Below are 13066 nucleotides of genomic sequence, written 5' to 3' on the forward strand. Positions count from 1 at the left end.
GATAGGGGTTTGGGCGTTTAGCCCATGTGATTCTTGAACTAGATAAAAGTACTTTCAATAATAAATTCTATAAATCTAAGGTTCAAAAATTACAAAATACTAAAATATTTCAATAACTCGCTATTGCTCAAATGGTTTAAATAAAGCTTTATAAATCTAAGATTTATAAAGCTTTATTTAATATCCCAGGTCAATATTACTTCACTAAGTTTCAGTTTATTAAGATAACCTTGGTATTATCAATTTCAACCTTCCAAGTTTCACTATATAAATAAATTCTCAAGTAATTTATTTATTCTGCATCTTAAATGAGCTTTTAAGTGGTACTATTCTATTAAATACTAATTTTTCATCAGTAGTATATTTTGAATCTACTGTAAAAAATCCATTTCTAATAAATTGGAATCTATCTTGAACCTTTGCATTTTTTATAGCTACTGGCTCAACAAAGCCTTGTAATACTTCCATAGATTTAGGATTTATTTGCTCTAAAAAGTTCTTTCCTGCATTTTCTTCTATATCATCTAGTATTAGAGGTTCAAATAATCTAAACTCTACTGCTTTTGCTGTTTTCGCCTCTACCCAATGAATAGTTGCTTTTACTTTTCTTCCTTTAAAGCCAGAACCTGATTTTGTTTCTGGATCATAAGTACCGTGTACCTCTACAACTTCACCTTTTTCATTTTTTACACAATCTGTGCATTTAACAAAATATCCACCCTTTAATCTTACTTCATTTCCAGGAAATAATCTGAAATATTTCTTAACTGGAACTTCCATGAAATCTTCTTTTTCTATATATAATTCTCTTGAAAATGGTACAAGTCTCTTACCTTGGCTTTCATCGTTAGCATTATTCTCTATTTCAAGCATTTCTGTTTGTCCTTCTGGATAATTTGTAATAACTAATTTTATAGGTCTCATAACAGCCATTGCTGCTGGAGCTTTTAATTGTAAATCTTCTCTTACAAAGTAATCTAACATTTGAGAATCTACTATTGAGTTAGCTTTTGAAACTCCAATTTCATTGCAGAATTTTCTTATAGCTTCTGGTGTATATCCCTTTCTTCTTAACCCTGATATAGTAGGCATTCTTGGGTCATCCCAACCATCAACTATTTTTTCATCAACTAACTGCTTTAATTTTCTTTTACTCATTACAGTATTTGTCATGTTTAATCTTGCAAATTCATATTGCCTTGGTACATTTTCCATTTCACATTCTTTTACAACCCAATCATATAAAGGTCTATGATCTTCAAATTCTAATGTACATATGGAGTGAGTTATTCCTTCAATAGCATCTTCTAATGGGTGAGCAAAATCATACATTGGGTATATGCACCATTTATTTTTTGTGTTGTGATGCTCTGCATGATCAATTCTATATAATATAGGGTCTCTCATAGTTATATTAGGAGAAGCCATATCCATTTTAGCTCTTAAAACTTTTTCCCCATCTTTAAATTCGCCTTTTCTCATTCTTTCAAATAAGTCAAGATTTTCTTCAACAGTTCTGTTCCTGTATGGACTTTCCTTTCCTGGCTCAGTTAAAGTTCCTCTATATTCTCTTATTTGTTCTGGAGATAAATCACAAACATAAGCTAAACCTTTCTTTATTAAAAGAACTGCCTTTTCATACATTGTATCAAAATAATTTGATGCAAAGAATATATCATCCCATTTACCACCAAGCCATTTAACATCTTCTTTAATAGATTCAACGTATTCAGTATCTTCTTTAGCAGGGTTTGTATCATCAAATCTTAAATTAAATTTTCCTTTAAACTCTTCTGCGAGCCCAGAATTTAAAATTATTGACTTTGCATGACCTATATGTAAATATCCATTTGGTTCTGGTGGAAAACGCGTTACTACCTTTTTACATTTTCCAGATTCTAAATCTTCAATAATTATATTTCTTATAAAATTTGACTTAATATTTTCATCAGACATAATATTACCTCACCTTATATTAATAAAAATTTTTCAAATCTTTCTTTTACTTTATCCTTACCCAAAATACTCATAATAGTATAAATATCAGGTGTATTGCTTCTATGTGATAAAGCTACTCTTACTGAGCCTGCAACATCAGAAATCATACCTTTATATTTATCTGGATTTGCTTTATATTCTTTTTTGTTTCCACAGTAGCCTAATTCTAAACCAATTGCTTTTAAATCTTCAAACCATTCCTCTTGACTTGAAGCATCAGCATTATATTTATCCATATACACTTTTATAACTTCTTTTGCTGCCTCTAGTGTTAATGTCTTTGGCAATTGAATCTGATCAGCTGTTTCTTTATAAAATAATTCATCAAAGAAGTAGAAAATTTTATCTTTTACTTCATCCCATTTAGCAAAATCTTTTCTTGGCTTTGGACCTTCTTTATCTATATTAAATATTTCTTTAGATATTTTTTCATTAGCAGTAACGAGCTTATACATTTCCTCGTCAAACTCTTTTGCCCAAGTTATATAGTTGTCATAAACCACATCTGCTTTCATTTTTGAAATAACATTTTTACTTATATCGCTTAATTTCACTATATCAAACAAAGCTCCAGATTTACTCATTTTATCCAAGTGTACAGGAAATTCATGATAATCTAAAGTTGGGTTTTCTTCTCTCCAGCCCTCAAAACTTGAATTTATAATGTTTAGTAAATACTCAATAACTGAAACAGCCGGATATCCAACTTCCTTATAATAAGAAACAGCAGCTTCTGCATCTTTTCTCTTTGACAACTTTCTCTTTGAACCATTGTCATTCTTCATTATTGTTGGAATATGTGCATACTGAGGTCTTTCAAATCCTAATAGCTTAAATAATTCAACATGTATAGGTAAAGATGATAACCATTCTTCTCCTCTTATAACATGAGTTGTTCCCATTAATGCATCATCTATAGCATGTGCAAAATGGTATGTTGGCAAGCCATCTCCTTTTATTAGCACAATATCCTGATTATTTTCCGGAAAAGATATATCTCCCTTTATTAAGTCATGGAACTCAACTCTAGTTTCTGTGTTTCCTTGTGACTTTAACCTTAATATATACTCTTCTCCTGCCTCAATTTTTGCTATAGCTTCTTCTGGAGTTAGATTTCTACACTTAGCATATTCACCATAATATCCTGGTGTTGTTTTTTCAGCTGTTTGTTTTTCTCTTAAGGCTGATAATTCTTCAGCAGTACAGAAACAAGGATAAGCGAGACCTTTAATAACAAGATCCTTAGCAAAGGTATTGTATATTTCCGCTCTTTGACTTTGCCTATATGGACCATATTCACCCTTAGAGGTTTCCTTTCCTGTCATTCCTTCATTAAAATCCATTCCAAAGTTATGCATTGTTTGAATTGTGTCTTCAATTGCACCTTCAACTTCTCTTTTTTGATCTGTATCCTCTATTCTTAAATAAAAAACACCACCACTTTGACTTGCTAGCCTTTCATTAACTAAAGCTGCAAATACACCTCCAATATGCTGAAAACCTGTTGGTGATGGCGCGTATCTAGTAACCTTTGCACCATCTCTTAATTTTCTTTTTGCATACTTCTCAATATAATACTTTGGTGTATTTTTAATATCCGGAAATATTATATTAGCTAGTTTCTCCAAACTCATTTTAACTCCTCCCAAAAATGTAAAATATAAAAAACTTCCATCCTAATAAATATAGGACGAAAGTTAATTCCGCGTTACCACCTAAATTGATTAAGTAAAAACTTAATCCACTCGTTATTTCTATACGGGGAAAATACCCTAAACTTACTACGCACTTTTTAAGCTACAAAATGCTTTCAGTTTATGCTCCAGAGCCTGTTTCTATAGAATCAAATACTCGGCTTCCACCATCCCAAGCTCGCTAAAAATCAACCTCTATATACTCTTCTCCTTCAACGCAATTGCAAATGTTCTTCTTTATAAACAAACCGTTTCAACTATGGAAATCACTTTGCATCATAATGGCCAAGAGATGGTATTTTGATACAAATTAATTTTCAAGTTTCAATTGTTTTATCTTTATTACTATTATACATATAGGGCTAATTATTGTAAATACTGTACTCATAATAATAACCCTATTATATCACAAATTAATATTTTTAATCTACAAAATACACTTCTATATGTAGACACCATTGAATATAGAAATTACTATTTACAAGTTTATCCTGACAAACTAGGATTCGGCTTAGAGTACAGAGTACAATTGGCAGATGACAGTGAAGGATGATTTTTTTCCGCTACGCTTTCAAAAATCTTAAACTTAATGCTTGCGCATGGCTTAGAACATAATATTCAGTGCAGCTGATACTAATAAGTTCTAAGATTTACCTGAGAGAAATGAAAGGTAAATCCACATTGCACTACCACAGAAGCGAAGTAATAATGCTGAAGGAACAGTTTAAAAAAATCCTAATAAATCTTGGTAAAAAAATCATATATAAAAATATACAAAAATGTTATTAACCATTGAAGATTAACAATATTTTTGCATATTCCATTAAAAATTCCTAACCATATAAACACCCCACCTAAAATTCCGTAGGCACGGAGGAATTTTTTCCTTGCACCACTGTGGGAGTGAAGTAATATTGATGAAGGAACGGTTTAAATAAAGCTTTATAAATCTTAGATGAGAAATTGTAAAAGTCTTAGAAAATCCAATCTGTCTGAGCACATGCGAGTTACTCTCAAATCCTATAAAATAATGCACTATAAAAATTCACGCCCAAAATTCCGTAGGCACGGAGGAATTTTTTCCTTGCACTACCGTATAAGCGAAGTAATAATGCTGAAGGAACAGTTTAAAAAAATCCTAATAAATCTTGGTGGAAAAATTATAAAATACTTAGATATTTCAATTGTCTGAGCATTCTTTCAGCGAGTTATTGAAATATCTTAGTATTTATAATTTTTTCACCTTAGATTTATAGGATTTTTTTAATGCGACGAAGCATTATTACTTCGCATTCCCTTTTTTAAAATCTAAAATAGCATTTACTATTGCATTTGCGCATTGAGCTTGTCCACTATCTGATGCTAAAAACTTGCAATCGCTAGGATTACTTAAATACCCAAGCTCTACTAATGTAGATATAGCTTTATTGTTTTTAAGAACATACAATGAGGAATTGCTTCTATACTTCATGTTGCGCTTTTGAGTATATTTTAGATTATATAGTCCATCTTCAATTTTCTTAGCTAGTTCCTCATCCTTTGTATTAGGATAATTACACCATAATTCTATTCCTCTAACTGAAGAATTTTTAAACTGATTACAATGAATAGAAATAAAAACATCTGCCTTACTAGAAGCTGATATCTGGACTCTCTTTTGCAAATCCTGTATTTCATTTGAACCTAAAACTGTCTTATCATCTTTACGAGTATATACAACCTTTATATTATTTTTCTCTAAAGCTTGTCCAACTTTAAGTCCTACTTTAAGGGTTACATCTTTTTCACATATGCCATTGATACCTCTAGCTCCCTTATCATATGCACCATGCCCTGGATCAATACAAACGACAAAATTACGTTTTGGCGTTTGAGCTAATACTGAATTTTTATTAAGCTTAATAACCTTGTGAATTTTATTATTTACTCTAACCGAACCTTTGCTAGCAAATAAATTAACTACCTTACTAGTACTTAATAGTGAAAATATAAAAACCACCAACAAACTAAAAGCTAATTTTCCAATTCTGGTTTTGTGCATATCCTGCCATCTTTCCATTGAAACACTCTCCTACCTTCGTTAATTTGGGAGGTCATTTAAAGTTTTAAATTCATATCCCCTGCTCTTCCATTCTTTAATCAAGCTATCCAGTATATTAGCATTAGTTTTAGACAATGCATGAAGCAAGCAGATCATACCATTACGAGTATTTTTCAAAAGCATTTTCTTGGCTGCTTCTGGATCTGGCTGTTTATCTGGATTGTAATCCTCATGTGCAAGAGCAAAAAATATAGATCTATAACCTAGCTTTTGAGTATAATAAAGTGACAGCTCACTAAAAGTTCCCTCTGGTGGTCTAAAATATTTTGACATTTTGCAACCTGGGATGCTGTCTACTGCTTGTTGTACTCCAGTAATTTCAGCATCAAAGGCACTTTCATTTGTAAATTTAGGCATTGATTTATGATGTACAGAATGATTTCCTATAATATGTCCCTCCTTACACATCCTTTTTAATAATTGAGAATCTGGAACACCTTTAAAACTTCCTGTAACATAAGGCTTTGTTACAAAAAATGTAGCATGTACATCATTTGCCTTTAGAGTATCTAAAATGCTGGAAGTATATCCATTTTCATATCCTTCATCAAAGGTAAGATAAATAACTTTTTTCGAAGTATCTCCAAAACCATATCCTTTATACTTAGATAATAATGCCGCATTGTCCCTTGAAGAATAGAGCCATGACCAAAATATAGCTTTAGTACTAAGTGATGAAGTATTAGGCAATATTAATGGTGTAAATGGCTTTGGTACTTCAGCTTCAACGTTCTTTTTCTCCACTGCTTTTTTATTAGCAGGAGTTTTTTTTACATTTTTGTTTGCAGAAGCAGTTGTCTTTTTGTTGCTCTGCAATACATTCTTACTTGTTCCTTCACAGCCTGACAACAGTAAAGCCAGGGCTGTACATAAAATTATACTTTTTTTAAGCAATTTAATCCCTCCAAATATATAGCAACTATTGATATTATATACCTTAATAATCTCTCAATTGTTACCAAATGGTTACCAATTAGTTACATATAGGAATATTTTTCCATATACGACTCTCTACATAAAAAACTCATAAAAATTCCATTCATAGGAACTATCTTTTAGGCTTTTCCATAAATAAAATACATTTTAATCAATTTTATGGTATAATTAAAATTAAAATTAAAATAATACAACGGAGGTTTTTTATGTCAGAATCTAATATATTACCCCAAAAAAAATTATGGAATCCTAAATCGTTCATTATATTTTCTATGTTTTTTTCATTTCTACCTGCTGGAATTATGTATGCATTAAATTATGGTCGCTGTGGAAATAAAAAAAACAGATGGACATACCTATTAGCAACAATTATTGCTTTTATAGCTATTTTTACTTTATGTATTATAATTCCCAAAAGCATAGCTAAAACTCTATTTCTTAGTGTTAATATTGCTCTCGGAATATATTTCATGCGCACTCAACAAAAACTATATATTGAACATATCCAAAATGGTGGGAAAAGAGCCTCTTATTTTTTACCAATAACTATTTGTTTAATAATTACAGGACTAATTATCGCTGCAATGATATATTGTGATTTTATTCCTGACAATTCCATTAAATATAATAAAAATGAGCTCTACTATACCGATAATATAACAAATTCAGAAGCAAAAAAGGTAGGTGACTACTTGGAATCTGAAGGTTTCTTTGATAATACTTCGCAGATTTCCACCAAAATAGATAAGCAAAATAATATATATATTTTATCCGTAATTGTAAACGGTGATTATTCACATAATAAAAAACTAATAGCCATTATGTATTTATTGTCAAATGATATTTCCAAAAATGTTCTCGACAATGCTAAGGTTAGAATAGATTTATGTAATAATAGGTTTAAAGTTCTAAAATCTCTTGATTAGCACTAAAAATATATAAATATTGCGAAGTAACAATGCTTCGTCGCGTTAAAAAAATTCTATAAAGCTAAGTGATGATTCTAAGCGAGTGTTTGCTTGAGGTATAGAAGGATAACGATCATATACGGGGTTTGGGATGTAATCCCATTATCCATCTTTAACTTGTATTAGTCATCTATATATTAGCCCAAGCCCCGTGTATGTTTACTCGCGTTGCTCAAACAGATTGAAATATCTAAGTATTTTAGGATTTTTAAGTCAAGCTTTATTAGTATTTTTTTAAATCGTTCCTTCAGCATTGTTACTTCGATCCCACGGTAGTGCAAGGAAAAAATTCCTACGTACCTATGGAATTTTAGGCTTGAATCTTTGTAATCAGTTAAATTTTCCTTCTTTCATAATTTTATGGATGCAAAAAAGTCCATCAAAGAAATTAATATCTCTGTGGACTTTATTCAAAGTGCGAAGTACAAATAATATAGTAAAGTTAAGGATGATTTTTCTCCTAATTACCTAATCAATATTGTATTTAAAATTCAGCTTCACATTTAAATCTGCTTTCATTAATTAACTTCTTATAGCATACATAATAAGCAACCATAAGTAAAAGCTCTGCAGCCACCCAAGCGGATACCTCTGCAATGCAAATTCCTAAAAACCCCAAATAAGCTGGTAAAACCATAGCAACCGATAATCTCATAGCCAGTTCAAGTACACCTGATATCATTGGTACCATAGTGTTTCCCATGCCCTGTAATGCCGAACGGTATATAAATAGCAATCCCAAATTCCATATAAACAAGGCCATAACTATTAAAAACTGTCCAGACACCTTAAATACACCTACTTGATTTGATGACACAAATAATGAGACAATTTGGTGCCTAAATAAAAACAAAAATAAACTAATTAAAATATTTACTGTTGTAGATATTTTAATACAATCTATAATTCCTATACGAATTCTATCGTATTTTTTAGCTCCTAGATTTTGTCCTGTAAAAGTAGACATTGCAAAACCAAAGGTAATCCCTGGTTGTTCTGCTAAACCAACAACTTTCATAGCAGCAGTGTAGCCTGCAACATACACTGAGCCATAACCATTTACAATTGTTTGTAGTATCATGCCTCCAACTGCAGTAACAGAATTTTGAATTGCAGCCGGAATTCCTAGAATAAATAACTTCTTACATACCTTAAAATCAAGCTGCCAATCTTCTTTTTTCATTTTAAGCAATTCATGTTTACGAAGTACTCTGTAACAAAGAACACATGACAAAACCTGTGCAATATCCGTTGAAATAGCTGATCCTGCAACACCTAATTTAAATCCCATAACACACATAATGTTTAACACTATATTAACTAATGATGAAATAATCATAACATAAAGAGGTGTTTTACTATCTCCAAATGCCCTTAAAATTGAAGAAAGCAAATTGTAAAATATAGTTGCTATAATACCTGCATAAATAGTACTTATGTAAATATTAGCATCCTTTATTATATCTGATGGCGTATTTAATAATTTGAGAAGTGGCATTGAGGTTAACAAACTTAAAATAGTTACAATAGTAGCAATAAAAAGCGATAAATATACAGACATTGTAACTGTTTTTCTTACTCCAGCTTTGTCATTCGCTCCAAACCTTTGAGATACAAGTATTCCAAAGCCATTTGCAAGTCCAGTTATAAATCCGATAATCATAAAATTAATAGAACTCGTAGAACCAACAGCTGCAAGGGCATTAACTCCTATTCCCTTTCCTACCACAATGCTGTCTACCATACTGTAAAATTGCTGAAATATGTTACCTATAAGCATTGGTAAAGAAAATTGAAGTATCAGCTTCGTTGGTTTTCCAATTGTCATATCTCTTGTCATTATAATAATTCTCCATTTTCACTTTAGTATTTACTATATTATTGTAACATATTTTTTTAACTAATTCCTCTAATAAACCCCTTTTTTAACTTTTCTATTAGTAATAAAACTTCCTAAAATAAAGAGAGCTATAATCCAAATGAATAAATATATAAATTCTCCCTTAAACTTGAAAATACTACCTCCATTTTCTATTCCTTGACTCATAGTCATGTATGCTTTTTGTGGAATTATATTACATACAGTATCTAAAATTTTATTGCTTCCAGTAAAGGAAATAAAGCAACCTGCAAGTATTGAAGTCACAAAATAAATTCCCGTCGCCGCCATAGAGGTTTCTCTTTCAATAGTTGATGATAAAAACAACGCAAAAGCAGTAGAAAGTAAACTTAAAATTGCAATCAGCAATGCTAACATTGCAAGACCAAATCCTATTTTTGCCCCAAAGAACACCTTTGTTACTGCGACTGCAATATAGCTTGGAATATATAAACCTAAAAATGTAAAAATCCCTTGTGCTAAAATATACTGTCTTTCGCTTACTGGTGCTATCAAAATCCTTTTAAAGGTATTTAACTTTTTATCCTCTGGGAAAAGAACTGTTAATGCTATCCCCTGCATCAAGATAATCATTGTAATAAAACCTAATATATTAGTTCCAATTCCTCTTTCATTTTCTTTATCTTTTTGAGTTTCTGTAATTTTACCAGTCTTAAAAAACTCTTCTATTTTACTTTTATCTTCCTTATTTTTTAGCGTAGTTACTTTATAGCTTCCATCGCCTTTTTCTTCTACTATGGCAGCGTATTCGGAAAGAAGCAATTTAGATTTAGCTGGCTTTTTACTCATAACATCAATTTGAACCTTATCATTTTTAGAGAAGCTCTTATTACTGCTTGTTACTAGTGCAATTTGAGCTTTAGGCTGCGCTTTTGCGGAAAATAGTACTCCAAGTACAATCATAATTGGTACAACTATAACAGCTACAATGATAACAGCTTTGTATGTCATCATTCTTTTAACATTATTCTTAAATAAATTAATTACATTCATTATACATACTCCTCCGGTTTAAAAATAATTTGGCATAGTATTATACAGATTAATGCTGCAAACAGGGTTACAACTATGCTTGGCAAATATATGCTAAAGTCATTATCATAAATTATTTGAAAAGCGCACTGTGTAATCCATCTTAAAGGAGATATGTTAGATAAAGCTTCAAAGTTTTTTCCAAGGGTTGCTATAGGAAAAAATACACCACCTAGAAAAACGAATATTAAAATAGGAATTTGCATTACTCCATTCGCACCTTGTTCACTTTTAAATATGCAGCAAAAGAGCACACCAAGGCAGGAACCAAAAAAGGAAAGTACATTGATTAAAAATATAATATACAATATATTTTTACCACCAAAATTAATATTTAAAATATATTGGCCCGCAAGCATTATAACTGCATATGAAACTGCCCCGACAACATAACTGGCTATAATTTTAGATAAATATATTTCGGCCTTAGAAACAGGAGCATACACTATTCTTGTATTCCCCTTTCGAACGCTTTCCTCAAGAAATACATTTGTTGCCGTCATAGAAATCATAAGTCCCATAAAAATCATAAGTGTAACACCATAATAATCATAGGAAGTTATATTTTCCGAACCATATCCACTTCTTGTAATAAACCCAATAATTGCAATCATTATTACAGGAAATATGGTATTTATAATTAATAACATAGGATTTTTAAGAGTATTTTTTATATCAAATTTAACTATATTTATAAAATTCATGTTTTCGCCCCTAATCTCTCAATTTTTTTCCTGTTAACTCTAAAAATACAGTTTCTAAAGAAGCTTCTGCACTTGTCATTCCCTCAATGGTACAATCTGTTTTAGATATTTCTGATATTATTTCATTAAAGTTGTTTTTAGATTTCTGTGCAGTTATATTTACTGAATTTTCTGATATTTTTATTTTTAATACGCCTTCAATCTTCTTAAGTTCCTCTACCTTTATCTTATTTATATCGCTAACCCTAAGAAAATAAGTTATTTGGTCATCTACTTCCTTTTTTAGTTCTTCTTTTGTACCCTCTGCAATAATTTTTCCTTCATTCATGATTATAATTCTATCTGAAATTGCCTCTACCTCTTCCATGTAGTGAGTAGAATAAATTATAGTTGCACCATTTTTTCTAAGCTTTTTTATTGACTCTAATATATGATTTCTCGATTGAGGGTCAATTCCAACTGTAGGTTCATCCATAATAATAAGCTTGGGCTTATGAGCAATGGCACAGGCTATATTAAGTCTTCTCTTCATCCCTCCTGAGAAAGTCTTTGGCTTGTCATCCTTTCTATCATAAAGTGCCACTAACTCAAGGGCTTCTTTCACACTATCTTCAAGCTGTTTACCCTTTAATTTATATAAGCTTGCAAAGAATCTTACATTTGCTTCAGCTGAAATTTCCTCGTAAATAGCTAAATCCTGTGGAACTATTCCAATTCCATATTTTATAGCCTTAGCATACTTTTTTAGATCCTTTCCCAATATATTTACCTCACCAGTATCAGCCTTCAATATAGTAGCTAAAATATTAATAGTTGTACTTTTTCCAGCTCCATTTGGTCCAAGAAGTCCAAGTATTTCACCCTCCTTTACTTCAAAATTTATGCCTTTAACACCTTTATTTCCATCATAAACTTTTTTTAAATTCTTAACTGTAAGAGCATTATTCATTTTTATTTCCTCCATTCCTTATTCTCCCAAACACCTCTGCCATCTCTCTAGCTTCTCTTTCTATTTGCTTTTCATCAATGCCTACTCTACCATCTATATCTTCCTCAAAACCATCCATCTCTTCACCATCAAAACGGTATAACTTCTTTAAAAGTATCCATAGTATTTCCATTTCTTCTTTTGTAAGAGTTCTTGAAAACTCTGCAAAAAAACATATACTTTCTTTTCCAGCCTCTGTAATCGCTTGTTGTCCCTCTTCTGTAACTGTCACATTTACAGCACGTTTATCACTTTTACTAGGTGTTGTAACCACGTAGCCCTTTTTCTCTAATATTGTTATAATCTGTTTTACACTTTGCTTCGTAGTTCCTAGCTTTTTAGCAATATTATTAAGCGTTGGTTCTTCATTTCTCAAATGATAAATAGCTATTATAGCCATAATCTGTCTTGAGGTTAATTTATGAAGATACTTAGCTTCTTTTGCCTGCATTTTATTTGTAAGCGAAAAAATAGTTGCATAAATTTGCTGTGTCAAAAATATTTCTCTGTAATTATCTATATCTTTAATATTATTCATGAAAAATCCCTCCGGAGAATAGTCAATGTACTGACTATTATTATAGTATCATCCTATTTAAAAAAAGTCAATATACTGTCCTTTTAAAATATACAATAAAATACGGTTGACTTTTTTCTCTGCTTAGGTAAATGCTTATATTTTATATGTTTTAATCTATATTGGACAGTATAATATAATGCAATAAATATATTGATTCTTTAAAGT

General features: G+C 30.9%; 10 protein-coding genes and 1 other annotated feature. Of the genes, 1 reads left to right on the forward strand and 9 read right to left on the reverse strand.

Annotation, left to right across the window (positions count from 1 at the left end; translation table 11 throughout):
- Positions 1–288: 288 nt before the first annotated feature.
- The 4 genes from ACJDT4_RS02985 to ACJDT4_RS03000 form a co-directional block, all read right to left on the reverse strand.
- Positions 289–1956, reverse strand: a complete 1668-nt coding sequence (locus tag ACJDT4_RS02985) for a glutamine--tRNA ligase/YqeY domain fusion protein (protein WP_406786043.1) — start codon at positions 1954–1956, stop codon at positions 289–291.
- A 14-nt stretch (positions 1957–1970) separates the two neighbouring features.
- The gene (gene gltX / locus ACJDT4_RS02990; protein ID WP_406786044.1) at positions 1971–3632 is read right to left on the reverse strand and encodes a glutamate--tRNA ligase; all 1662 of its coding nucleotides are present in this window, start codon (positions 3630–3632) and stop codon (positions 1971–1973) included.
- Positions 3633–3681: 49 nt separating this feature from the next.
- Positions 3682–3917 (reverse strand) — a binding site (T-box leader).
- 1057 nt (positions 3918–4974) lie between these two features.
- Positions 4975–5751 (reverse strand): N-acetylmuramoyl-L-alanine amidase family protein, encoded by a 777-nt coding sequence (locus ACJDT4_RS02995; RefSeq protein WP_406786045.1) that lies wholly within the window; start codon positions 5749–5751, stop codon positions 4975–4977.
- A gap of 21 nt (positions 5752–5772) precedes the next feature.
- The gene (locus ACJDT4_RS03000; RefSeq protein ID WP_406786046.1) at positions 5773–6687 is read right to left on the reverse strand and encodes a polysaccharide deacetylase family protein; all 915 of its coding nucleotides are present in this window, start codon (positions 6685–6687) and stop codon (positions 5773–5775) included.
- A gap of 248 nt (positions 6688–6935) precedes the next feature.
- On the opposite strand from ACJDT4_RS03000, the gene ACJDT4_RS03005 reads away from it, so the two are divergent.
- Positions 6936–7655: a hypothetical protein gene (locus ACJDT4_RS03005; protein WP_406786047.1), complete on the forward strand. Its 720-nt coding sequence runs from the start codon at positions 6936–6938 to the stop codon at positions 7653–7655.
- Positions 7656–8181: 526 nt separating this feature from the next.
- On the opposite strand, the gene ACJDT4_RS03010 is transcribed toward ACJDT4_RS03005, so the two are convergent.
- The 5 genes from ACJDT4_RS03010 to ACJDT4_RS03030 form a co-directional block, all read right to left on the reverse strand.
- The gene (locus ACJDT4_RS03010) at positions 8182–9537 is read right to left on the reverse strand and encodes an MATE family efflux transporter (RefSeq protein WP_406786048.1); all 1356 of its coding nucleotides are present in this window, start codon (positions 9535–9537) and stop codon (positions 8182–8184) included.
- A 69-nt stretch (positions 9538–9606) separates the two neighbouring features.
- Complete coding sequence (locus ACJDT4_RS03015) at positions 9607–10590, reverse strand: ABC transporter permease (protein ID WP_406786049.1); 984 nt, start codon at positions 10588–10590, stop codon at positions 9607–9609.
- Positions 10590–11333: an ABC transporter permease gene (locus ACJDT4_RS03020; RefSeq protein ID WP_406786050.1), complete on the reverse strand. Its 744-nt coding sequence runs from the start codon at positions 11331–11333 to the stop codon at positions 10590–10592. Before ACJDT4_RS03020 ends, ACJDT4_RS03015 begins: the two co-directional genes overlap by 1 nt.
- 10 nt (positions 11334–11343) lie before the next feature.
- Positions 11344–12282, reverse strand: coding sequence for an ABC transporter ATP-binding protein (locus ACJDT4_RS03025; RefSeq protein WP_406786224.1), 939 nt, complete (start codon positions 12280–12282; stop codon positions 11344–11346).
- Positions 12275–12859: a MarR family winged helix-turn-helix transcriptional regulator gene (locus ACJDT4_RS03030; protein WP_406786051.1), complete on the reverse strand. Its 585-nt coding sequence runs from the start codon at positions 12857–12859 to the stop codon at positions 12275–12277. Before ACJDT4_RS03030 ends, ACJDT4_RS03025 begins: the two co-directional genes overlap by 8 nt.
- Positions 12860–13066: the final 207 nt, after the last annotated feature.

This window comes from Clostridium neuense, assembly GCF_045310695.1.
GTDB classification, from domain to species: Bacteria; Bacillota; Clostridia; order Clostridiales; family Clostridiaceae; genus Clostridium_S; species Clostridium_S neuense.